Source organism: Pseudomonas sp. JH-2, assembly GCF_036231725.1.
Taxonomy (GTDB): domain Bacteria; phylum Pseudomonadota; class Gammaproteobacteria; order Pseudomonadales; family Pseudomonadaceae; genus Pseudomonas; species Pseudomonas delhiensis.
The window spans coordinates 26826-49128 of sequence record NZ_JAZAQP010000015.1; the positions used below are offsets into that span (position 1 = coordinate 26826).

At 66.2% G+C, this 22303-nt stretch carries 19 protein-coding genes; 16 read left to right on the forward strand and 3 right to left on the reverse strand.

Annotated elements, in window-relative coordinates:
- The first annotated feature begins 19 nt into the window (after positions 1-19).
- The 12 genes from VV867_RS12970 to VV867_RS13025 all read left to right on the forward strand — a co-directional run bounded on the left by VV867_RS12970 (position 20) and on the right by VV867_RS13025 (position 14889).
- On the forward strand, positions 20-2824 hold the full coding sequence (locus tag VV867_RS12970) for an LPS-assembly protein LptD (RefSeq protein ID WP_275627838.1): 2805 nt from the start codon (positions 20-22) through the stop codon (positions 2822-2824).
- The gene (locus VV867_RS12975) at positions 2805-4097 is read left to right on the forward strand and encodes a peptidylprolyl isomerase (RefSeq protein ID WP_275627839.1); all 1293 of its coding nucleotides are present in this window, start codon (positions 2805-2807) and stop codon (positions 4095-4097) included. The genes VV867_RS12970 and VV867_RS12975 overlap by 20 nt, the downstream gene beginning before the upstream one ends.
- A gap of 132 nt (positions 4098-4229) precedes the next feature.
- Positions 4230-5231 carry a 4-hydroxythreonine-4-phosphate dehydrogenase PdxA gene (gene pdxA / locus VV867_RS12980; protein ID WP_328566598.1) on the forward strand — a complete coding sequence of 334 codons (1002 nt, stop codon included), beginning with the start codon at positions 4230-4232 and terminating at the stop codon, positions 5229-5231.
- A gap of 163 nt (positions 5232-5394) precedes the next feature.
- Positions 5395-6201: a 16S rRNA (adenine(1518)-N(6)/adenine(1519)-N(6))-dimethyltransferase RsmA gene (rsmA, locus tag VV867_RS12985; RefSeq protein ID WP_328566599.1), complete on the forward strand. Its 807-nt coding sequence runs from the start codon at positions 5395-5397 to the stop codon at positions 6199-6201.
- A 28-nt stretch (positions 6202-6229) separates the two neighbouring features.
- On the forward strand, positions 6230-6610 hold the full coding sequence (apaG, locus tag VV867_RS12990) for a Co2+/Mg2+ efflux protein ApaG (protein WP_089392966.1): 381 nt from the start codon (positions 6230-6232) through the stop codon (positions 6608-6610).
- On the forward strand, positions 6610-7434 hold the full coding sequence (locus VV867_RS12995; RefSeq protein WP_109931780.1) for a symmetrical bis(5'-nucleosyl)-tetraphosphatase: 825 nt from the start codon (positions 6610-6612) through the stop codon (positions 7432-7434). Before apaG ends, VV867_RS12995 begins: the two co-directional genes overlap by 1 nt.
- A 13-nt stretch (positions 7435-7447) precedes the next feature.
- Positions 7448-7777, forward strand: coding sequence for a thiosulfate sulfurtransferase GlpE (gene glpE, locus VV867_RS13000; RefSeq protein WP_275627842.1), 330 nt, complete (start codon positions 7448-7450; stop codon positions 7775-7777).
- A gap of 275 nt (positions 7778-8052) precedes the next feature.
- Complete coding sequence (locus VV867_RS13005; protein WP_109931776.1) at positions 8053-9975, forward strand: PrkA family serine protein kinase; 1923 nt, start codon at positions 8053-8055, stop codon at positions 9973-9975.
- Between the two features lie 93 nt (positions 9976-10068).
- Complete coding sequence (locus VV867_RS13010) at positions 10069-11340, forward strand: YeaH/YhbH family protein (protein WP_058487628.1); 1272 nt, start codon at positions 10069-10071, stop codon at positions 11338-11340.
- Positions 11337-12890 carry a SpoVR family protein gene (locus VV867_RS13015; protein WP_009615572.1) on the forward strand — a complete coding sequence of 518 codons (1554 nt, stop codon included), beginning with the start codon at positions 11337-11339 and terminating at the stop codon, positions 12888-12890. The genes VV867_RS13010 and VV867_RS13015 overlap by 4 nt, the downstream gene beginning before the upstream one ends.
- A 58-nt stretch (positions 12891-12948) precedes the next feature.
- Entirely contained in the window at positions 12949-13458 is a 510-nt protein-coding gene (locus tag VV867_RS13020; protein WP_328566640.1) for a DUF4136 domain-containing protein, read from the forward strand.
- 189 nt (positions 13459-13647) lie between these two features.
- A complete protein-coding gene (locus VV867_RS13025; protein WP_089392961.1) occupies positions 13648-14889 on the forward strand; it encodes a multifunctional CCA addition/repair protein in 1242 nt (413 codons plus the stop codon).
- 172 nt (positions 14890-15061) lie between these two features.
- Here VV867_RS13025 and folK read toward each other — a convergent pair whose 3' ends face one another.
- Both folK and folB read right to left on the reverse strand, forming a co-directional pair.
- A complete protein-coding gene (folK, locus tag VV867_RS13030; RefSeq protein WP_328566600.1) occupies positions 15062-15598 on the reverse strand; it encodes a 2-amino-4-hydroxy-6-hydroxymethyldihydropteridine diphosphokinase in 537 nt (178 codons plus the stop codon).
- On the reverse strand, positions 15589-15942 hold the full coding sequence (folB, locus tag VV867_RS13035; RefSeq protein ID WP_089392959.1) for a dihydroneopterin aldolase: 354 nt from the start codon (positions 15940-15942) through the stop codon (positions 15589-15591). The genes folK and folB overlap by 10 nt, the downstream gene beginning before the upstream one ends.
- A gap of 82 nt (positions 15943-16024) precedes the next feature.
- On the opposite strand from folB, the gene plsY reads away from it, so the two are divergent.
- Positions 16025-16594, forward strand: coding sequence for a glycerol-3-phosphate 1-O-acyltransferase PlsY (plsY, locus tag VV867_RS13040; RefSeq protein ID WP_089392958.1), 570 nt, complete (start codon positions 16025-16027; stop codon positions 16592-16594).
- 95 nt (positions 16595-16689) lie between these two features.
- Here plsY and tsaD read toward each other — a convergent pair whose 3' ends face one another.
- Positions 16690-17715 carry a tRNA (adenosine(37)-N6)-threonylcarbamoyltransferase complex transferase subunit TsaD gene (tsaD, locus tag VV867_RS13045; RefSeq protein WP_328566601.1) on the reverse strand — a complete coding sequence of 342 codons (1026 nt, stop codon included), beginning with the start codon at positions 17713-17715 and terminating at the stop codon, positions 16690-16692.
- 203 nt (positions 17716-17918) lie between these two features.
- Between tsaD and rpsU the strand changes: the two genes are divergently transcribed.
- From rpsU to rpoD, 3 genes are all read left to right on the forward strand, one after another.
- Positions 17919-18134, forward strand: a complete 216-nt coding sequence (gene rpsU, locus VV867_RS13050; RefSeq protein ID WP_003085057.1) for a 30S ribosomal protein S21 — start codon at positions 17919-17921, stop codon at positions 18132-18134.
- A 189-nt stretch (positions 18135-18323) separates the two neighbouring features.
- Positions 18324-20330 carry a DNA primase gene (dnaG, locus tag VV867_RS13055; protein WP_328566602.1) on the forward strand — a complete coding sequence of 669 codons (2007 nt, stop codon included), beginning with the start codon at positions 18324-18326 and terminating at the stop codon, positions 20328-20330.
- Positions 20331-20408: 78 nt separating this feature from the next.
- A complete protein-coding gene (gene rpoD, locus VV867_RS13060) occupies positions 20409-22256 on the forward strand; it encodes an RNA polymerase sigma factor RpoD (RefSeq protein WP_328566603.1) in 1848 nt (615 codons plus the stop codon).
- Positions 22257-22303: the final 47 nt, after the last annotated feature.

The following is a 22303-nucleotide window of genomic DNA, read 5'->3' on the forward strand; positions in this document are numbered from 1 at the left end:
GGAAGCCCGGATTAACAAGATGGCAGTGATTCTCCCCGTGTTCCGTAGAAAGTTCCCCTTACTGGTGACCGGTGGCCTGCTGGCTATGCAGCCGCTCGCTTCCTCGACCGCCACGGCGGCCGAACAGTTCAACTGCACCCCCTCCGGCGGTAGCTGGGACTGCGCCTCGCAGCAGCCGGCCAGTGCCCTGCCGCCGCGCCCGGAGCATACCGAAAGCTCGGTCAGCACCCCTTCCAGCGCCAGCGGCGAAGGTGCTGCCGTCGCCGCCGGTGCGGCTGCCGGCGCCGAAGAGCCCAAGCAGAAGCTGGTCACCGAGAGCGGCGGCAAGGGCCTCAAGTCGCGCAGCGCCGACTACAGCCACCTAGACTGGGTCCCGCGGGAGAAGCTCACCGCCGCCCAGTTGGCGGAGGTCGGCCCGTACTGCAGCGGCGCCTACATCGAACCCACCCGCCCGGGCATGAACGACAAGACCCCGCGTGACGAGGCTCCGACCTACGTCTCGGCGAAGGTCTCGCGCTACGAGCAGGAAAGCCAGGTCGCCACCCTGGCCGGCAACGTGGTCCTGCGCCAGGGCAGCATGCAGGTGGAGGCCGACGAGGCCAACCTGCACCAGGCGGAGAACCGCGGCGAGCTGGCCGGCAACGTGCGCCTGCGCGACAACGGCGCGCTCATCGTCGGCGACCACGCCGACCTGCAGCTGGACAACGGCGAGGCGAAGATCGACAACGCCGAGTACGTCATGCACCAGGCCCAGGTCCGCGGCAGCGCGCTCTACGCCAAGCGCCAGGAAGACGCGATCATCCAGCTCAAGGACGGGACCTACACCCGTTGCGAGCCGGGCAGCAACTCCTGGTACGTCAAGGGCAACAACATCAAGCTGAACCCGGCCACCGGCTTCGGCACCGCGACCAACGCGACCCTGCGGGTGAAGGACATTCCGGTGTTCTACACTCCCTACATCTATTTCCCGATCGACGACCGCCGCCAGTCCGGCTTCCTGCCGCCTACCCTGGGCAGCACCAGCGACACCGGCATGTTCGTGGTCACCCCGTACTACTTCAACCTGGCGCCGAACTACGACGCCACGCTGTTCCCGCGCTACATGGCCAAGCGCGGCCTGATGATGGAAGGCGAGTTCCGCTACCTGACCCACAGCAGCGAGGGCCAGGTCACCGCCGCCTATCTGAACGACAAGGACGACGACCGCGAGGGCCAACCGCACTTCACCGACCAGCGCTGGATGTACGGCTGGAAGAACACCAGCGGCCTGGATTCGCGCTGGCTGGCGCAGGTCGACTACACCAAGATCAGCGACCCGTACTACTTCCAGGACCTGGACACCTCCCTGGGCCTGGGCTCGCCGACCTACGTGAACCAGCAGGGCGCCCTGACCTACCGCGGCGACGACTTCACCGCGCGCCTCAACGCCCAGGCCTACCAGCTGGCCACCGTGACCGACGTCACCCCCTACGACCGCCTGCCGCAGCTGACCCTCGACGGCCGCCTGCCGTTCAACCCGGGTGGCCTGGACTTCACCTACGGCAGCGAACTGGTGCGCTTCGACCGCAACCTGGACGAAGACGTCTACTTCGACGCCGACGGCAACAAGCTCGGTCAACGCCCGGACGTGAACATCTCCGGCCTGGCCCGGGCCACTGGCGACCGTGCGCACTTCGAGCCCGGTATCAGTCTGCCGCTGGCCAGCAGCTGGGGCTTCCTGACGCCGACAGTGAAAGGCCTGTATACCAAGTACGACCTGGACCTGGATAGCCAGGGCAAGACACAGCTGAACAGCTCGACCAACTACGGCGAAGTCAGCTACGACAGCAGCCCCGACCGCTCGCTGCCGCTGGCCAAGCTCGACGGCGGCCTGTACTTCGACCGCGACACCAGCTTCGGCGGCACCAAGTTCCGCCAGACCCTGGAGCCGCGCGCCATGTACCTGTACGTGCCGTACCGCAACCAGGACAACCTGCCGACCTTCGACACCGGCGAGTTCAACTTCAGCTACGACTCGCTGTGGCGCGAGAACCGCTTCACCGGCAAGGACCGCATCGGCGATGCCAACCAGCTGTCCCTGGGCGCCACCTCGCGCTTCATCGAGGACAACGGTTTCGAGCGCGCCTCGGTCAGCGCCGGCCAGATCTACTACTTCTCCGACCGCCGCGTGCAACTGCCAGGCCTGACCGAGAAGTACATCCGCAACTACAACCTGGCCCACCCGAACAGCACGATCGACAACCCCGATGCGGACACCTGGCGCTCGCCGTACGCGCTGCAAGGCGTCTACCGCTTCGACCACGACTGGCGCGTCAGCTCCGACTTCAACTGGAACCCGAACACCCACCACACCGACAACGGCAGCGTGATGTTCCACTACCAGCCCGAAGCCGAGCCGCAGAAGGTGTTCAACGCCGGCTACCGCTACCGCGCGGACAGCAAGTCGTTCGACCCGAACCTCGGCCGCTTCAGCTACAACAGCGACGAGTACAAGATCGAGCAGCACGACTTCTCGGTCATCTGGCCGATCGTTCCGCAGTGGAGCGCCATCGCCCGCTGGCAGTACGACTACAACCAGAGCCGCACCCTCGAGGCCCTCGGCGGCTTCGAATACGACAGCTGCTGCTGGAAGCTGCGACTGGTCAACCGCTACTGGCTGAAGTACGACGACAACGAGTTCGTCACCGCCGAATCGAAAGCCGACCGCGGCATCTTCCTGCAAATCATCCTGAAGGGCCTTGGCGGCGTTGTAGGCAACCAAGTCGAAGGCTTCCTCGACCAAGGCATCCAAGGTTATCGTCAACGTGAAGACAGCTCTATGTAATGCCCTGCGCCCGCTGATGCTGGGCGCCCTGCTGGCCTGCTCCGCAGCCCACGCCGAAGTCACCCCGCTGGACCGCGTCGTGGCCATCGTCGACAACGACGTGGTCATGCAGAGCCAGCTCGACCAGCGCCTGCGCGAAGTCCGCCAGACCATCGAGAAACGCGGCGCGCCGCTGCCGCCCGAGCATGTGCTGACCCAGCAGGTGCTCGAGCGCCTGATCATCGAGGACATCCAGCTGCAGATCGGCGAGCGCTCCGGCATCCGCATCACCGACGAGGAGCTGAACCAGGCCATGGGCACCATCGCCCAGCGCAACAACCTGAGCCTGGACCAGTTCCGCGCCGCCCTCTCCCGCGACGGCCTGTCCTACGACGACGCCCGCGAGCAGGTGCGTCGCGAGATGATCATCAGCCGCGTGCGCCAGCGCCGCGTGGCCGAGCGCATCCAGGTCAGCGACCAGGAAGTGCAGAACTTCCTGGCCTCGGACCTGGGCAAGATCCAGCTCTCCGAAGAATACCGCCTGGCCAACATCCTCATCCCGGTGCCGGACGGCGCTTCGCCGGAAACCCTCCAGGCCGCCGGCAGGCAGGCCCAGGAGGTCTACCAGCAGCTCAAGCAGGGCGCCGACTTCAACCAGCTGGCAATTTCCCGCTCGGCCGGCGACAACGCCCTGGAAGGCGGCGAGATCGGCTGGCGCAAGGCCGCCCAGCTGCCCTCGCCGTTCGACGGCATGGTCGGCAGCCTGGCCGTGGGCGACGTCACCGAGCCGGTGCGCACCCCTGGCGGCTTCATCATCCTCAAGCTGGAAGAGAAGCGCGGCGGCAGCAAGATGGTGCGTGACGAGGTGCATGTCCGCCATATCCTGCTCAAGCCCAGCGAAATCCGCAGCGACGAAGAAACCCAGAAGCTGGCGCAGAAGCTCTACGAGCGCATCCAGGGTGGCGAGGACTTCGGCAAGCTGGCCAAGCAGTTCTCCGAAGACCCGGGCTCGGCGCTGCACGGCGGCGACCTCAACTGGGTAGACCCGGAGTCCCTGGTTCCGGAATTCCGCGACGTGATGAACAGCATCCCGCAGAACCAGCTGTCCAAGCCGTTCCGCTCGCCGTTCGGCTGGCACATCCTGGAAGTCCTCGGTCGCCGCGCCACCGACAGCAGCGACAAGTTCCGCGAGCAGCAGGCCGCCCAGGTCCTGCGCAACCGCAAGTACGACGAGGAACTGCAGGCCTGGCTGCGGCAGATCCGCGACGAAGCCTACGTCGAGATCAAGCTGTAAGCCCCGCAAGCGACACAGGAACCCGGCCCCAAGGCCGGGTTTCTTTTTGCCCGCGCCACGCTTCGGCGTAGAGTGGGCCCATACCGAACAACCCCGGCCGCCCGGTGCGGCCGATGCCCCAGAGACACCGCCATGCAAGCCCCCAAGCCATTCGCCCTGACCCCCGGAGAGCCGGCCGGCATCGGCCCGGACCTGTGCCTGCTGCTGTCCCGCGAGGCCCAGCCGCACCCGCTGGTGGCCATCGCCAGCCGGCAGATGCTGGCCGAGCGCGCCGCCCTGATGGGCCTGGACATCCAGTTGCTGGACACCGGCCCCGGCCAGTGGCCACAGGCGCCCGCCCCGGCCGGAGCGCTCTACGTCTGGGACACCCCGCTGGGGGCGCCGGTGCAGGCCGGCCAACTCGACCCGGCCAACGCCGGCTATGTGCTGCAAACCCTGACGCGCGCCGGCCAGGGCTGCCTGGACGGCACCTTCGCCGGGATGATCACCGCGCCGGTGCACAAGGGCGTGATCAATGAAGGCGGCGTGGCCTTCTCCGGGCACACCGAGTTCCTTGCCGAGCTGACGCACACCCCGCAGGTGGTGATGATGCTCGCCACCCGTGGCCTGCGCGTGGCGCTGGTGACCACCCACCTGCCGCTGCGCGAGGTGGCGGACGCCATCACCCCGGAACGCCTGGAGCGCGTCGCCCGCATCCTCCACGCCGACCTGCACGACAAGTTCGGCCTGGCCGAGCCGCGCATCCTGGTCTGCGGCCTCAACCCCCACGCCGGCGAGGGCGGCCACCTGGGCCACGAGGAAATCGACGTCATCGAGCCCACCCTGGAGCGCCTGCGCGCCGAGGGCATGCAACTGGTCGGCCCGCTGCCGGCCGACACCCTGTTCACCCCCAAGCACCTGGAACACTGCGACGCCGTGCTGGCCATGTACCACGACCAGGGCCTGCCGGTGCTCAAGTACAAGGGCTTCGGCGCGGCGGTGAACGTCACCCTGGGCCTGCCGATCATCCGCACCTCGGTGGACCACGGCACCGCCCTGGACCTGGCCGGCACCGCCCGCATCGACGGCGGCAGCCTGCAGGTGGCGCTGGAGACGGCCTACCAGATGGCCGAGGCGGGCGGAGCCCGTCGTTAAGGCGGCAGGCGGCAGGCGGCAGGCGGCAGGCGGCAGGCGGCAGGCGGCAGGCGGCAGGCGGCAGGCAAGGATGCCCGCGGACGGTACAACTGGTAAAATTTCCCCCTTTGACCCGCTTTGGCTCTAGCCTGTCGCTTGCAGCTTGAAGCCTGGAGCCGCCTTTATGTCCGAGCTTTTCCAACATCGCGCGCGCAAGCGCTTCGGCCAGAACTTCCTGCATGACGCCGGGGTGATCCACCGCATCCTGCGCGCCATCGCGCCCAAGGAAGGCCAGCACCTGCTGGAGATCGGCCCGGGCCAGGGCGCCCTCACCGAGGGCCTGGTGGACAGCGGCGCGCAGCTCGACGTGATCGAGCTCGACCTCGACCTGATCCCGCAGCTGAAGTGGCGCTTCGGCCTCAAGCCGAACTTCCGCCTGCACCAGGGCGACGCCCTGAAGTTCGACTTCGCCACCCTGCCCCAGGCCGGCGAGAAGCTGCGGGTGGTGGGCAACCTGCCCTACAACATCTCCACGCCGCTGATCTTCCACCTGCTGGAGCACGCCGGGATCATCCAGGACATGCACTTCATGCTGCAGAAGGAAGTGGTCGAGCGCCTGGCGGCCGAGCCCGGCGGCGGCGACTGGGGCCGGCTGTCGATCATGGTCCAGTACTTCTGCAAGGTGGACTACCTGTTCACCGTCGGTCCGGGCGCCTTCAACCCGCCGCCCAAGGTGGAATCGGCCATCGTCCACCTGGCGCCGTACGCCGAGCTGCCGCACCCGGCCAAGGACCACCGCCTGCTCGAACGCATCGTCCGCGAAGCCTTCAACCAGCGCCGCAAGACCCTGCGCAACACCCTGCGCAGCCTGATGTCCATCGAAGACATCGAAGCCGCCGGCGTCGACCCCAGCCTGCGCCCGGAGCAGCTGGACGTGGCCGACTTCGTGCGCCTGGCCAACCGCCTGGCGGAACTGGCCCCCGAGCAGTGAAACCCTCGACGAGACGCCCGAGCCGAGCATGAGCGATCCCCGATACCAGATTTGCGTCAGCGTCACCACCCGCCACCTGCCCGAGCAATCGCAGCCGGAGCAGCAGCGCTACGTCTTCGCCTACACGGTGACCATCCACAACCAGGGCGAGCAGGCGGCCAAGCTGCTCAGCCGCCACTGGATCATCACCGACGGTGACGGCCACGTGCAGGAAGTGCGCGGTGCCGGCGTGGTGGGCGAGAAGCCGCTGATCGAGCCGGGCGCCAGCCATACCTACACCAGCGGCACCGTGCTGGCCACCAAGGTGGGCAGCATGTCCGGCAGTTACCAGATGGTCGCGGCAGATGGCCATCATTTCGACGCCGATATCCCCGTGTTCCGCCTCGCCGTCCCGGGGGCGCTGCACTGATGGCCACCTACGCCGTGGGCGACCTGCAGGGTTGCCTGGAACCGCTCAAGCAACTGCTGCAGCGCGTGGCCTTCGACCCCGCCCGCGACAAGCTGTGGCTGGTCGGCGACCTGGTCAACCGCGGCCCGCAGTCGCTGGAGACCCTGCGCTTCCTCTACGCCATGCGCGACGCCGTGGTCTGCGTGCTGGGCAACCACGACCTGCACCTGCTGGCGGTGGCCTGCAACGCCGAGCGCCTGAAGAAGGCCGACACCCTGCGCGAGATCCTCGAGGCGCCGGAGCGCGACGACCTGCTCGACTGGCTGCGCAACATGCCCCTGGTGCACCACGACGCCGAGCGCGACATCACCCTGGTGCACGCCGGCATCCCGCCGCAGTGGAGCATCGAGAAGTCCCTGCAGCGCGCCGCCGAGGTGGAGGAGGCCCTGCGCGACGACCAGCGCCTGCCGCTGTTCCTCGAAGGCATGTACGGCAACGAACCGGCCAAGTGGGACAAGAAGCTGCACGGCATCGACCGCCTGCGGGTGATCACCAACTACTTCACCCGCATGCGCTTCTGCACCCCCGACGGCAAGCTCGACCTCAAGAGCAAGGAAGGCCTGGGCACCGCGCCGGAAGGCTACGCCCCCTGGTTCAGCTACCCCGAGCGCAAGGCCGCCGGGCGCAAGATCATCTTCGGCCACTGGGCGGCGCTGGAAGGCCAGTGCGACGTGCCCGGCCTCTACGCACTGGACACCGGCTGCGTGTGGGGCGGTAGCATGACCCTGCTGAACGTCGACAGTGGCGAACGTATCACCTGCAATTGCGCCGGCAACGCCGCGTAAGAGAGTAGAGAACATGAGCGAATTCAAGCGCATAGCCCCCGAACAGGCCCAGCAGCTGCGCCAGGCCGGCGCCCAGGTGGTGGACATCCGCGACCCGCAGAGCTACGCCATGGGCCACGTGAGCGGCTCCCGCCACATCGACAACTACTCGGTGGCCGATTTCATCCGCCAGGCCGACCTCGACGCCCCGCTGCTGGTGTTCTGCTACCACGGCAATTCCAGCCAGAGCGCAGCCGCCTACTTCATCCAGCAGGGCTTCACCGACGTGTACAGCGTCGACGGCGGCTTCGAGCTGTGGCGCAGCGTCTATCCCGCGGATACCAGCAGCGGCCAGGCGGACTGAGGGGCCTGGCCGAGGTTCCACAAATAAATCTGTAACTTCTCACTCGATTCCCCTTTACAGGCCGGATAACGAACTATCCTTTTCCTCAGGCCATCCAAAAGGGGAGAGCCGGCCCACCGGCTTCCGGGAATCGGCAGTGACCATTCGGGGCGGTTCAGGGCGCAAGCCAGGTACCGTTGGAGTTCTGGGGGAAATTCGCCGGCCACGCTGGCAGCCCGTCCGCACCCACTCACACCGATCCCGTGCCGGCTCCATGCATCGAGCGAGGAGACGTCATGAGTATTTTCAGTCACTTCCAGGAACGCTTCGAAGCGACCCGCCAGGAGGAATACTCCCTCCAGGAGTACCTGGATATCTGCAAGCAGGACAAGACCGCCTATGCCACCGCGGCCGAGCGCATGCTGATGGCCATCGGCGAGCCGGAACTGCTGGATACCTCCACCGACCCACGGCTGTCGCGCATCTTTTCCAACAAGGTGATCCGCCGCTACCCGGCGTTCGCCGACTTCCACGGCATGGAAGAATGCATCGACCAGATCGTCGCCTTCTTCCGTCATGCGGCCCAGGGCCTGGAAGAGAAGAAACAGATCATCTACCTGCTGGGCCCCGTGGGCGGCGGCAAGTCGTCCCTGGCGGAAAAGCTCAAGCAACTGATGGAGAAGGTGCCCTTCTACGCCATCAAGGGCTCGCCGGTGTTCGAATCGCCCCTGGGGCTGTTCAACCCCGATGAGGACGGCGCCATCCTCGAGGAAGACTACGGCATCCCGCGGCGCTACCTGCGCTCGATCATGTCGCCGTGGGCGACCAAGCGGCTCAACGAGTTCGGCGGCGACATCAGCCAGTTCCGCGTGGTCAAGCTGTACCCCTCGATCCTCAACCAGATCGCCATCGCCAAGACCGAGCCGGGGGACGAGAACAACCAGGACATCTCCGCCCTGGTGGGCAAGGTGGATATCCGCAAGCTGGAGGAATTCCCGCAGAACGACGCCGACGCCTACAGCTACTCGGGCGCGCTGTGCCGGGCCAACCAGGGCCTGATGGAATTCGTCGAGATGTTCAAGGCGCCGATCAAGGTCCTGCACCCGCTGCTGACCGCCACCCAGGAGGGCAACTACAACAGCACCGAGGGCCTGGGCGGGCTGCCCTACAGCGGCATCATCCTCGCCCACTCCAACGAATCGGAGTGGCACAGCTTCCGCAACAACAAGAACAACGAGGCCTTCATCGACCGTATCTACATCGTCAAGGTCCCGTACTGCCTGCGCGTCACCGACGAGATCAAGATCTACGACAAGCTGCTGATCAACAGCTCGCTGGCCCACGCGCACTGCGCCCCGGACACCCTGAAGATGCTCTCGCAGTTCTCCGTGCTGTCGCGCCTGAAGGAGCCGGACAACTCCAACATCTACTCGAAGATGCGCGTCTACGACGGCGAGAACCTCAAGGACACCGATCCCAAGGCCAAGTCGATCCAGGAATACCGCGACGCCGCCGGGGTCGACGAGGGCATGGCCGGGCTTTCCACCCGCTTCGCCTTCAAGATCCTCTCCAAGGTGTTCAACTTCGACCCCCACGAGGTGGCGGCCAACCCGGTGCACCTGCTCTACGTGCTGGAGCAGCAGATCGAGCAGGAACAGTTCCCGCCGGAAACCCGCGAGCGCTACCTGCGCTTCATCAAGGAATACCTGGCGCCGCGCTACGTGGAGTTCATCGGCAAGGAAATCCAGACCGCGTACCTTGAGTCCTACAGCGAATACGGCCAGAACATCTTCGACCGCTACGTGCTCTACGCCGACTTCTGGATCCAGGACCAGGAATACCGCGACCCGGAAACCGGCGAAATCCTCAACCGCGCCGCCCTCAACGAGGAGCTGGAGAAGATCGAGAAACCCGCCGGCATCAGCAACCCGAAGGATTTCCGCAACGAAATCGTCAACTTCGTGCTGCGCGCCCGCGCCGGCAACAACGGCAAGAACCCCAGCTGGCTGTCCTACGAGAAGCTGCGCGTGGTGATCGAGAAGAAAATGTTCTCCAACACCGAGGACCTGCTGCCGGTCATCAGCTTCAACGCCAAGGCCAGCAAGGAGGACCAGCAGAAACACAACGACTTCGTCCGGCGCATGGTCGAGCGCGGCTACACCGAGAAACAGGTACGCCTGCTGTCGGAATGGTATCTGCGGGTACGTAAGTCGCAATAAAGCAGCCCCAAGCTATAAGCAATAAGCTGCAAGCCAGAGCAAGTATCGCTTGTGGCTTGCAGCTCAAAGCTTGAAGCTGGCCCGGAGGGCCCTATGAGCTATGTCATCGACCGGCGTCTGAACGGCAAGAACAAGAGCACGGTGAACCGCCAGCGCTTCCTGCGGCGTTACCGTGAGCACATCAAGAAGGCGGTCGAGGAGGCCGTCAGCCGGCGTTCCATCACCGACATGGAGCACGGCGAGCAGATCAGCATCCCCGGCCGCGACATCGACGAACCCATCCTGCACCATGGCCGTGGCGGGCGGCAGACCATCGTCCACCCGGGCAACAAGGAATTCACCACCGGCGAGCACATCGCCCGGCCCCAGGGCGGCGGCGGTGGCCGTGGCGGCGGCAAGGCCAGCAACCAGGGCGAGGGGATGGACGACTTCGTCTTCCAGATCACCCAGGAGGAATTCCTCGATTTCATGTTCGAGGACCTGGAGCTACCCAACCTGGTCAAGCGCCACATCACCGGCAGCGACACCTTCAAGACCGTGCGCGCCGGCATCAGCAACGACGGCAACCCCTCGCGCATCAACATCGTCCGCACCCTGCGCTCGGCCCACGCCCGGCGCATCGCCCTGACCGGCTCCACCCGCGGCAAGCTGCGCGCCGCCGTGGCCGAGCTGGAACGGCTCAAGCGCGAGGAGCCGGACAACCTCGGCGACATCCAGGCGCTGGAGCAGGAAATCACCCGGATGCGCGCGCGCATCGACCGCGTGCCCTTCCTGGACACCTTCGACCTCAAGTACAACCTGCTGATCAAGCAGCCCAACCCCACCTCGCAGGCGGTGATGTTCTGCCTGATGGACGTGTCCGGCTCCATGACCCAGGCGACCAAGGACATCGCCAAGCGCTTCTTCATCCTCCTGTACCTGTTCCTCAAGCGGAACTACGAGAAGATCGAGGTGGTGTTCATCCGCCACCACACCAGCGCCCGCGAAGTGGACGAGGAAGAGTTCTTCTATTCCCGGGAAACCGGCGGCACCATCGTCTCCAGCGCGCTGAAGATGATGCAGGAGATCATGGCCGAGCGTTACCCCACCCACGAGTGGAACATCTACGCGGCCCAGGCCTCGGACGGCGACAACTGGAACGACGACTCGCCCGTCTGCCGCGATATCCTGATGAAGCAGATCATGCCGTTCGTGCAGTACTACACCTACGTCGAGATCACCCCGCGCGAGCACCAGGCGCTGTGGTTCGAGTACGAACGGGTGCGCGAAGCCTTCGAAGACAGCTTCGCCCAGCAGCAGATCGTCTCCGCCGCGGACATCTACCCGGTGTTCCGCGAACTGTTCCAGAGGAGGCTAGTCGCATGAGCAAGCGCCAGCCCATCGCCACCGGGTCGGAATGGACCTTCGACCTGATCCGCCAGTACGACCGGGAGATCAGCCGCATCGCCGAGCGCTACGCGCTGGACACCTACCCGAACCAGATCGAAGTGATCACCGCCGAGCAGATGATGGACGCCTACGCCTCGGTCGGCATGCCCATCGGCTATAACCACTGGTCCTATGGCAAGCATTTCCTCAGCACGGAAAAGAACTACAAGCGCGGGCAGATGGGCCTGGCCTACGAGATCGTCATCAACTCCGACCCCTGCATCGCCTACCTGATGGAGGAGAACACCCAGTGCATGCAGGCGCTGGTGATCGCCCACGCCTGCTACGGGCACAACAGCTTCTTCAAGGGCAACTACCTGTTCCGCACCTGGACCGACGCCAGCTCCATCATCGACTACCTGGTGTTCGCCAAGCAGTACATCATGCAGTGCGAGGAGCGCTACGGCATCGACGCGGTGGAAGACCTGCTGGACTCCTGCCACGCCCTGATGAACTACGGCGTCGACCGCTACAAGCGGCCCTACCCCATCTCCGCAGAGGAAGAGCGGCAGCGCCAGAAGGAACGCGAGGAACTCATCCAGCGCCAGGTCAACGACCTGTGGCGGACCATTCCGCGCGCCGCCGGCAAGGACAAGGAACAGGAACTGGCGCGCTACCCCAGCGAGCCGCAGGAGAACATCCTCTACTTCATCGAGAAGAACGCCCCGCTGCTGGAGCCCTGGCAGCGCGAGGTGGTGCGCATCGTGCGCAAGGTGGCGCAGTACTTCTACCCGCAGCGCCAGACCCAGGTGATGAACGAGGGCTGGGCGACCTTCTGGCACTACACCCTGATCAACGACCTCTACGACGAGGGCCTGGTCACCGACGGCTTCATGATGGAGTTCCTCCAGTACCACACCAGCGTGGTCTACCAGCCCGGCTTCGACAGCCCCTACTACAGCGGCATCAACCCCTATGCCCTGGGCTTCGCCATGTACCGCGACATCCGCCGCATCTGCGAGGAACCCACCGAGGAAGACCGCCGCTGGTTCCCGGACATCGCCGGCAGCGACTGGCTGGCCACCCTGAAGTTTGCCATGAAGAGCTTCAAGGACGAGAGCTTCGTGCTGCAGTTCCTCTCGCCCAAGGTGATCCGCGAGTTCAAGCTGTTCAGCATCCTCGACGACGACCAGAAGGACGACCTGCTGGTCGACGCCATCCACGACGACGACGGCTACCGCAAGATCCGCGAGACCCTCGCGGCGCAGTACAACCTGGGCAACCGCGAGCCCAACGTGCAGATCTGGAACGTCGACCGCCGCGGCGACCGCTCCCTGACCCTGCGCCACCAGCAGCACGACCGCCAGCCGCTGGGCGAGTCCACCGAAGACGTGATGAAGCACCTGCACCGCCTGTGGGGCTTCGACATCCACCTGGAAACCCTCAACGGCGAGCAGGTCGTGCAGACCCACCACATGCCCCCAAAGGGTGAACGCGAGAACGAGGACGGCTACCCGCGGCTGGACCTGATCATCCCGCCCATTTGATCGGTTGACCGCCCCCGGGGCAGGACCGAGCATGGCGCCAAGCCCAGCCGAGGTCGCCATGCGTCTCTTCGCCATCCTCCTGCTCTGCCTCGCTCTCGCGACCTGCACCACGCAGATCCCCCAGGCCCGGGTGACCCAGGCGGCGGACAGCCGCCTGGCCGGCCTGCAGGCCTTCCAGCTGATGCCCCCGGAAAACGCCGTCGACGCCCTGCCCTACGCCAGCCGCTACCCGCTGATCAACGCCTGGCTGCGCCAGGGCCTGGAGCAGCGCGGCTACCGCGAGGCCGGCACCCCGCAACTGCGCGTCTACTACTGGCTGGCCCTGCGCGATGCACCGCTGGAATTCAAGGTCGACGTGCCGCCGCCCCAGGCCCTGGGGCCCTACCTCGCCATCCACCGCCTGCGCGACGAAACCGGCACCCTGCGCGTGCGCCTGACCGACCTGCAGGACCAGGTGCTCTGGGAAGGCACCGTCAGCACCGGCCTGAGCCCGGCGCATGCCAGCAGCGAACTGCTGCGCCACGCGGTGGAGGCGCTGATAAGCCAGACTCCCCAAGCCACCCCGTAGGAGCGGACCTTGTCCGCGATAGCCGGAGGTTCCGGCGCGATTCGCGGATGAGATCCGCGCGGCCGCCCCACCCACGCAATTCCCTGTAGGAGCGGGCCCTGCCCGCGATTCGCGCGCAGGGCGCGCTCCTACAGGCTTGCCCCCTGCGTTACGAAGCCCGAAGCTATCCCCCTGACAGGAGAAAGCTTCATGCAGATCTACAAGGTAGGCGGCGCCGTGCGTGACCGTCTGCTCGGCCAGCCGGTCAGCGATACCGACTGGGTCGTGGTCGGCGCCAGCGCCGAAGACATGCTCGAGAAGGGCTACCGCCCGGTGGGCGCCGACTTCCCGGTGTTCCTCCACCCGCAGACCGGCGAGGAATACGCCCTGGCTCGCACCGAGCGCAAGAGCGGCCGCGGCTACGGCGGCTTCACCTTCTACGCCAGCCCCGACGTGACTCTGGAAGAAGACCTGGTACGCCGTGACCTCACCATCAACGCCATGGCCGAGGACGATAACGGCCGGCTGGTCGACCCCTACGGCGGCCAGCGCGACCTCGAGGCCCGCCTGCTGCGCCACGTCTCCCCGGCCTTCGTCGAGGACCCGCTGCGGGTGCTGCGCGTGGCCCGCTTCGCCGCGCGCTTCGCGCCGCTGGGCTTCAGGGTCGCCGACGAGACCCTGGCGCTAATGCGCGAGCTGTCCGAATCCGGCGAGCTGCAAGCGCTGACGCCCGAACGCAGCTGGAAGGAAATCTCCCGCGCCCTGATGGAAGCCCGCCCCGACGTATTCGTCCAGGTGCTGCGCGACTGCGGCGCCCTGGCCGTGCTGATGCCCGAGGTCGACGCCCTGTTCGGCGTGCCGCAGCCCGCGCAGCACCACCCGGAAATCGATACCGGCGAGCACCTGCTGGCCGTGCTGCGCCAGTGCGCCGGGCACCGCCAGCCACTGACGGTGCGCTGGGCCTGCCTGCTCCACGACCTGGGCAAGGCGCGAACCCGCCAGGAGGACTGGCCGCGGCACATCGCCCACGAACACCTGGGCCTGCCGCTGATCGACGCGGTCAATGCCCGCTTCAAGGTGCCGCGCGACTGCCAGGAACTGGCGCGCCTGGTCGGCGAGTACCACACCCACGCCCACCGCGCCCTGGAACTGCGGCCGAACACCCTGCTGGAGCTGCTGCAGGCCTTCGACGTCTACCGCCGGCCACAGCGCTTCGAGGAATTCATCGCCGCCAGCGAAATGGACGCCCGCGGCCGCCACGGCCTGGAAAAGCGCGCTTATCCACAGGCCGACTACCTGCGCGGCGCAGCCAAGGCGGCCCGCGAAGTGGCGGTGCAACCGCTGCTGGAGAAAGGTTTCAAAGGCGCGGAACTGGGCGAAGCGCTCAAGCGCGAGCGTCTGAAGGCGCTCAAGGCCTACAAGACCGCACACGCCCCGCAGGCAGACCTGTAGAACAGATATGCCCAGGGTTCGCGAGCAAGCTCGCTCCTACGAAAAGCAGGCGGCCCCAGACCACCGGATGGCCGCGATCCCGTAGGGCGAATAACGCGAAGCGTTATCCGCCGCCAACCATCGGCGCAGGGGCAATCGGCGGATAACCGCGAACGGTTATCCACCCTACGGATCAGACCGCCGGATGCGCCGCGATCAGCGCCGCCGGCGTCAACTCGGTGCCGCGCCACTGGAAAGGCACCGGCCACAGGCGCTGGTCGATGTCCGCCTCGGCCCAGAGGCTGGCGAAGTCACGGCCGGCCCCCGGGTGCAGCACCTGCGGCGCCAGCAATGCCAGGGGCCAGAGCACGAAGGCGTTCTTCAGCACCTCGGCGCGCGGCAGCACCAGGCCGTCGAACTCGCCGTGCAGGTCGCCGTAGAGCAGCACGTCGATGTCCAGCGGCAGGCCCTTGCGTTCCGGCGCATAGCGGCCGTTGTCGGCCTCGATGTGCTTCAGCCGCAGGCTCAGCTCGGCCAGCGGCAGCTCGGTCTCGCCGCTCACCACCAGGTTGATGAAGGGACCGCTGCGGATGCCCACCGGCTCGCTTTCGAACACCGGCGAGCAGCGCAGGTCGTGGACGAAGCCGGTGAGCGCCTCGAGCCCAGCGTGCAGATGGCGCTCGCGCTCGATGTTGCTCCCCAGGCCGAGGAAGACGGTGGTCAGCGGCATCCGCGTTCGATCTCCACGCCAACGCCGGCAGCAGCGGCGACCGCTCCCGGCTTGGTCACCCGCAGGCGCAGCCACTGGATGCCGAATTCGGCCATCAGCAGCGCGGCCAGGCGCTCGGCGAAGGTTTCCACCAGCTGGAAATGCGCATCGCGGGCGAACTCGCCGATGCGCTCGGAAAGCACTGCGTAGTCCAGCGCCTTGGCGATGTCGTCATCGGCCGCCGCCGGGCGGATGTCCCAGCCCAGGTCCAGGTCCAGGCGCAGGCACTGGCGTATCCCCCGCTCCCAGTCGTAGACGCCGATCACGGTGTCGACTTCCAGGCCCTCGATAAAAACTCTGTCCACTTACTGCTGCTCCAAGGCCAGTGCACGACAAGCGTACGCCACCCCGCTAGAATCGGGGACAGTCTCGTCCCCGGTGGAAACCATGGTCTGGCTCTTGGCGATCCTCGCCTACCTGCTCGGCTCGCTGTCCTTCGCGGTACTCCTCAGTCGCCTGTTCGGCACCGCCGACCCGCGCGCCGGCGGCTCCGGCAACCCCGGCGCCACCAACATGCTGCGCCTGGCCGGGAAAAAGGCCGCCATCCTCACCCTCGTCGGCGACCTGGCCAAGGGCCTGGTGCCGGTGCTCGTCGCCCGCCTGTTCGGCCTGGGCGCGATGCAGGAGGCCTGGGTCGGCGTGGCGGCGGTGATCGGCCACCTCTACCCGCTGTACTTCAACTTCCGTGGCGGCAAGGGCGTGGCCACCGCCGCCGGCATGCTCCTGGCGCTCTACCCGCCGGCCGCGCTGCTCGCTGCAGTGGCCTGGCTGCTCACCTTCAAGCTCTCCCGCACCAGCTCGCTGGCCTCGCTGGTCGCCACCCCGCTCACCCTGCCACTGCTGGCCTGGCAACTGCCGGCGGCGCTGCTGCCGATGACCTTCCTCACCGGGCTCATCGTCTGGCGCCACCGCGGCAACCTGCGCGACCTGCTGGCCGGGCGCGAGAGACATTTCTAGGGCGTAGAGCTTCAAGCGACAAGCTGTAAGCTGCAAGCGAAAAGTGGCACCACGCCGCTTGCAGCTTACAGCTCGTCGCTTTCGGCTCACCGTCGTCAGACGGCTGGCAACGACTCCATCGGCCAGCGCGCGCGCACGTCGATGGCCGGGCCGTCGTGCTGGCCGGCCAGCAGGCGCTGGCAACCGGCGTAGGCGATCATCGCGCCGTTGTCGGTGCAGAACCGTGGACGGGCGTAGAACACCTGGCCACGGAGTTCGCCGAGCATCTTCTGCAGGTGCTCGCGCAGGGCGCGGTTGGCGCTGACCCCACCGGCGATCACCAGGTTCTTCAGGCCGGTCTGCTTGAGGGCGCGGCGGCACTTGATGGTCAGCGTCTCGACCACCGCCTGCTGGAAGGCCAGGGCGATGTCGCAGCGCGTCTGCTCGCCGTCGTCGCCCGCCTCGCGGCAGCGCTGCCAGGTGTTCAGGGCGAAGGTCTTGAGGCCGCTGAAGCTGAAATCCAGGCCGGGCCGGTCGGTCATCGGCCGGGGAAACACGAAGCGCCCCGGGGCGCCCCGCTCGGCCAGCCGGGCGATCTCCGGGCCGCCGGGGTAGCCCAGGCCGAGCAGCTTGGCGGTCTTGTCGAAGGCCTCGCCGGCGGCGTCGTCCAGGGATTCGCCCAGCAGTTGGTAGCGGCCGATACCATCCACCCGCACCAGTTGGGTGTGGCCACCGGAAACCAGCAAGGCGACGAACGGGAATCGCGGCGGCTGCTCTTCCAGCATGGGCGCCAGCAGGTGGCCTTCCATGTGGTGCACGCCGACGGCCGGTATGCCCCAGGCGAACGCCAGGGCCTGGGCGCAGGACGCGCCGACCAGCAACGCGCCCACCAGGCCGGGGCCGGCGGTGTAGGCGATGGCGTCGATCCCGCTCGGCGGACAGCCGGCCTCGTCGAGCACCTGGCGGATCAGCGGCAGCATGCGCTTGACGTGGTCGCGCGAGGCCAGCTCGGGGACCACGCCGCCGTAGACGCGATGCAGGTCGATCTGACTGAACAGCGCGTCGGCCAGCAGGCCGCGTTCGCTGTCGTAGAGGGCGACGCCGGTTTCGTCGCAAGAGGTTTCCAACCCCAGCACACGCATGGGTTCGAGCCTTCAGTTCTGGGCAAATGAGAAGCGGCGGATGATAATCGCCCGCTGCGGACGCCGACCAGCGTTTTTCGATCGGAGGCTTTGCATTCCTGAGCCCGAACCGTTAATATCCGCAACCCTTGAAAACCGCCGTCTCCAGTGCCTACTGCCAGGAGCGCGATAAATCCCCGGTAATCATTGAAGGTACGACCTGGATGCCCGCCGTCAAAGTTAAAGAGAACGAACCCTTCGACGTAGCCCTGCGTCGTTTCAAGCGCTCCTGCGAAAAAGCCGGTGTACTGGCTGAAGTCCGTAGCCGCGAGTTCTACGAAAAGCCCACCGCCGAGCGCAAGCGCAAGGCCGCTGCCGCTGTCAAGCGTCACGCCAAGAAAGTGCAGCGCGAACAGCGCCGCCGCGAGCGCCTGTACTGAGTTCGACTCAGCCGCACGCTCTGCACATCGCCCGGCCCACTCGCCGGGCGAGTGCCTGAAAGGCTACACCGCACTCCGATTCGCGCCTGGCGAAGCTCGGAGTTTTTTGCTTTTCACGCCCCATGAAATGCCATACTCCAAGCCAGCCTTGGGTGTATGCCTGGGTCCATCCTGCGTCCCGACGAGTCTATGGCCGGCCTGATTCCGCAATCCTTCATCGATGACCTGCTCAACCGCACCGACATCCTCGATGTGGTGAGTTCGCGCATCCAGTTGAAGAAGACCGGCAAGAACTACAGCGCCTGTTGCCCGTTCCACAAGGAGAAGACACCCTCCTTCACGGTCAGCCCCGACAAGCAGTTCTACTACTGCTTCGGCTGCGGCGCCGGCGGCAATGCGCTGGGCTTCATCATGGACCACGACAATCTGGACTTCATCCAGGCCGTCGAGGACCTGGCCAAGCGCGCCGGCATGGACGTGCCCCGCGAGGAAGGCCGGCGCGGCAAGCCGCGGCAGCCGACCGACTCGCCGCTGTACCCGCTGCTGAGCGCCGCCGCCGACTACTACCGCCAGGCGCTGAAGAGCCACCCGGCGCGCAAGGCCGCGGTGGAATACCTCAAGGGCCGCGGCCTGACCGGCGAGATCGCCCGCGACTTCGGCCTGGGCTTCGCCCCGCCGGGCTGGGACAACCTGTTCAAGCACCTGGGCGGCGACAACCTGCAGCTCAAGGCCATGCTCGACGCCGGCCTGCTGGTGGAGAACCCCGACAGCGGCAAGCGCTACGACCGCTTCCGCGACCGAGTGATCTTCCCCATCCGCGACAGCCGCGGGCGGGTGATCGCCTTCGGCGGCCGGGTGCTGGGCGACGACAAGCCCAAGTACCTGAACTCCCCGGAAACCCCGGTGTTCCACAAGGGCCAGGAGCTCTACGGGCTGTTCGAGGCGCGCAAGAACAATCGCGATCTCGACGAGATCATGGTGGTGGAAGGCTACATGGACGTGATCGCCCTGGCGCAACAGGGCATCCGCAACGCCGTGGCCACCCTCGGCACCGCCACCAGCGAGGAGCACATCAAACGCCTGTTCCGCCTGGTGCCGAACATCCTGTTCTGCTTCGATGGCGACCAGGCCGGGCGCAAGGCCGCCTGGCGCGCCCTGGAATCGGCCCTGCCGAACCTGCAGGACGGCCGCAAGATCCGCTTCCTGTTCCTCCCCGAGGGCGAGGACCCGGACAGCCTGGTCCGCGCCGAAGGCCCCGACGCCTTCCGCGCGCGCCTGACCCACCAGGCCCAGCCGCTGGCCGACTACTTCTTCCAGCAGCTGACGCAGGAAGCCGACCCCAGCACCCTGGAAGGCAAGGCGCACCTGGCGACCCTGGCCGGCCCGCTGCTGGAGAAGATACCCGGCAACACCCTGCGCCTGCTGATGCGCCAGCGCCTGGGCCAGATCACCGGCCTGAGCGGCGAGGCGCTGAACCAGTTGAACGCGCCGCGCGCCAGCGGCGGCCAGGGGCACGGCCAGGCCACGCCGAACGCCGCTGCGGACAGCCACGCGCACGAATACAGCGACTACGATGTAGGCCACTTCGCCGATCACGGCGAGCCCAGCTACCAGGACAGCGCCAGCTATTTCGAGGCGCCGTCGGATTTCGCCGGTGGCAAACCGGGCAAGAAGCCCTGGAAAGGCGAGCGCAAATGGGACGGCAAAGGAGGCAAGGGCGGCAAGCGCGGCGACTTCGCCCCGCGCCAGCCGCGCACCGAGATCAGCGTCGAATCCCCCACCCTGACCGCGCTGCGCACCCTGCTGCACCACCCGCAACTGGCGCAGAAGGTCGAGGACGCCAGCCATTTCGCCAACGAAGGGCAGACCTACTCGCAACTGCTGGCGGCGCTCGTCGAAGCGCTGCAGAAGAACCCGAAGCAGCGCTCGATGCAGTTGATCGCGCGCTGGCACGGCACTCCGCAAGGGCGCCTGCTGCAGGCCCTGGCGGAAAAGGAATGGCTGATCGACCAGGGCAATCTTGAAAAGCAGTTCTGCGACACCATTACTACACTTGCACACAGTCAGCTGCACAACAGCCGCGAAGCGCGGCTGCGCAGCGTGATGCAGAAGAGCCCCAGTGAACTGACTGACGAAGAGAAAGCTCTATTGAGGGAGCACTTCAGCAACGCCTCTTCACCAGGCCCCCAGAGCTGAACTGGCGCCTGAAGCCTCGAATCTGGTATAATCCTCGGCTTATTTCAGCCCGCCAAGACCTTCAGTGGATAGGGTGTTATGTCCGGAAAAGCGCAACAGCAATCTCGTCTCAAAGAGTTGATCAGCCGTGGTCGTGAGCAGGGCTACCTGACTTACGCGGAGGTCAACGACCACCTGCCGGAGGATATTTCCGATCCGGAACAGGTGGAAGACATCATCCGCATGATCAACGACATGGGGATCAACGTATTCGAGACAGCCCCGGATGCGGATGCCCTGTTGCTGGCCGAAACCGATACCGACGAAGCCGCCGCCGAGGAAGCCGCCGCCGCGCTGGCCGCGGTGGAGAGCGACGTCGGCCGCACCACCGACCCGGTGCGCATGTACATGCGCGAGATGGGTACCGTGGAGCTGCTGACCCGCGAAGGCGAGATCGAGATCGCCAAACGCATCGAGGAAGGCATCCGCGAGGTCATGAGCGCCATCGCCCAGTTCCCTGGCGCGGTGGACGGCATCCTCGCCGAATACCAGCGGGTGGTCAGCGAAGGCGGCCGCCTGTCCGACATCCTCAGCGGCTACATCGACCCGGACGACGGTTCGGTGCCCGCCGAGGAAGTGGAACTCGACCTCAAGGACAGCGCTGGCGCCAAGGCCAAGGATGACGAGGAAGAGGACGAGGAGTCCGAAGACGACAGCGAAGACGAAGGCGACGGCGGTCCGGACCCGGAAGAGGCCGCGCGCCGCTTCGGCCTGGTCGCCGATCAGCTGGACAAGACCAAGAAGGCACTGAAGAAGCACGGTCGTGGCAGCAAGCAGGCCGACGCGGAAATGCTCGCCCTGGCCGAGCTGTTCATGCCGATCAAGCTGGTGCCCAAGCAGTTCGACGTCCTGGTCGCCCGCGTCCGCGATGCCTTGGACCAGGTGCGCCGCCAGGAACGCGCCATCATGCAGCTGTGCGTGCGTGACGCGCGCATGCCGCGCGCCGACTTCCTGCGCCTGTTCCCCGGCCAGGAAACCGACGAATCCTGGATCAACGGCGTGCTCAAGGCCAAGCCGAAATACGCCGAAGCCCTGGAGCGCGTGAAGGACGACGTCATCCGCAACCAGCAGAAGCTCTCCGCGCTGGAAAGCAACGTCGACCTCAAGGTCTCCGAGATCAAGGACGTCAACCGCGCCATGTCCATCGGCGAGGCCAAGGCCCGCCGCGCCAAGAAGGAAATGGTCGAGGCCAACCTGCGTCTGGTGATCTCCATCGCCAAGAAGTACACCAACCGTGGCCTGCAGTTCCTCGACCTGATCCAGGAAGGCAACATCGGCCTGATGAAGGCGGTGGACAAGTTCGAATACCGCCGCGGCTACAAGTTCTCGACCTACGCCACCTGGTGGATCCGCCAGGCGATCACCCGCTCGATCGCCGACCAGGCGCGCACCATCCGTATTCCGGTGCACATGATCGAGACCATCAACAAGCTCAACCGCATTTCCCGGCAGATGCTCCAGGAAATGGGCCGCGAACCGACCCCGGAAGAGCTGGGCGAACGCATGGACATGCCGGAAGACAAGATCCGCAAGGTCCTGAAGATCGCCAAGGAACCGATCTCCATGGAAACCCCGATCGGTGACGACGAAGACTCGCACCTGGGCGACTTCATCGAGGACTCCACCATGCAGTCGCCCATCGAAGTGGCGACCAGCGAGAGCCTCAAGGAAGCCACCCGCGAAGTCCTCGCCGGCCTCACCGCCCGGGAAGCCAAGGTGCTGCGCATGCGCTTCGGCATCGACATGAACACCGACCACACCCTCGAGGAAGTCGGCAAGCAGTTCGATGTGACCCGCGAACGTATCCGCCAGATCGAAGCCAAGGCGCTGCGCAAGCTGCGCCACCCGTCGCGAAGCGAACACCTGCGCTCCTTCCTCGACGAGTGATCGAAGAACCCCCGGCACAGCCCGGGGGTTTTTCTTTCAGGGATACT

Bases quoted from the DNA above. Each gene is read 5' to 3' on its own strand.
- VV867_RS13025 (WP_089392961.1), top strand. From the start codon at position 13,648: ATGCAGATCTACAAGGTAGGCGGCGCCGTGCGTGACCGTCTGCTCGGC.
- rpoD (WP_328566603.1), top strand. From the start codon at position 20,409: ATGTCCGGAAAAGCGCAACAGCAATCTCGTCTCAAAGAGTTGATCAGC.
- rsmA (WP_328566599.1), top strand. From the start codon at position 5,395: ATGTCCGAGCTTTTCCAACATCGCGCGCGCAAGCGCTTCGGCCAGAAC.
- VV867_RS12995 (WP_109931780.1), top strand. From the start codon at position 6,610: ATGGCCACCTACGCCGTGGGCGACCTGCAGGGTTGCCTGGAACCGCTC.
- VV867_RS13015 (WP_009615572.1), top strand. From the start codon at position 11,337: ATGAGCAAGCGCCAGCCCATCGCCACCGGGTCGGAATGGACCTTCGAC.
- plsY (WP_089392958.1), top strand. From the start codon at position 16,025: ATGGTCTGGCTCTTGGCGATCCTCGCCTACCTGCTCGGCTCGCTGTCC.
- folK (WP_328566600.1), bottom strand. From the start codon at position 15,598: ATGCCGCTGACCACCGTCTTCCTCGGCCTGGGGAGCAACATCGAGCGC.
- pdxA (WP_328566598.1), top strand. From the start codon at position 4,230: ATGCAAGCCCCCAAGCCATTCGCCCTGACCCCCGGAGAGCCGGCCGGC.
- glpE (WP_275627842.1), top strand. From the start codon at position 7,448: ATGAGCGAATTCAAGCGCATAGCCCCCGAACAGGCCCAGCAGCTGCGC.
- VV867_RS13020 (WP_328566640.1), top strand. From the start codon at position 12,949: ATGCGTCTCTTCGCCATCCTCCTGCTCTGCCTCGCTCTCGCGACCTGC.
- VV867_RS13010 (WP_058487628.1), top strand. From the start codon at position 10,069: ATGAGCTATGTCATCGACCGGCGTCTGAACGGCAAGAACAAGAGCACG.
- rpsU (WP_003085057.1), top strand. From the start codon at position 17,919: ATGCCCGCCGTCAAAGTTAAAGAGAACGAACCCTTCGACGTAGCCCTG.
- VV867_RS12970 (WP_275627838.1), top strand. From the start codon at position 20: ATGGCAGTGATTCTCCCCGTGTTCCGTAGAAAGTTCCCCTTACTGGTG.
- dnaG (WP_328566602.1), top strand. From the start codon at position 18,324: ATGGCCGGCCTGATTCCGCAATCCTTCATCGATGACCTGCTCAACCGC.
- apaG (WP_089392966.1), top strand. From the start codon at position 6,230: ATGAGCGATCCCCGATACCAGATTTGCGTCAGCGTCACCACCCGCCAC.
- tsaD (WP_328566601.1), bottom strand. From the start codon at position 17,715: ATGCGTGTGCTGGGGTTGGAAACCTCTTGCGACGAAACCGGCGTCGCC.
- VV867_RS13005 (WP_109931776.1), top strand. From the start codon at position 8,053: ATGAGTATTTTCAGTCACTTCCAGGAACGCTTCGAAGCGACCCGCCAG.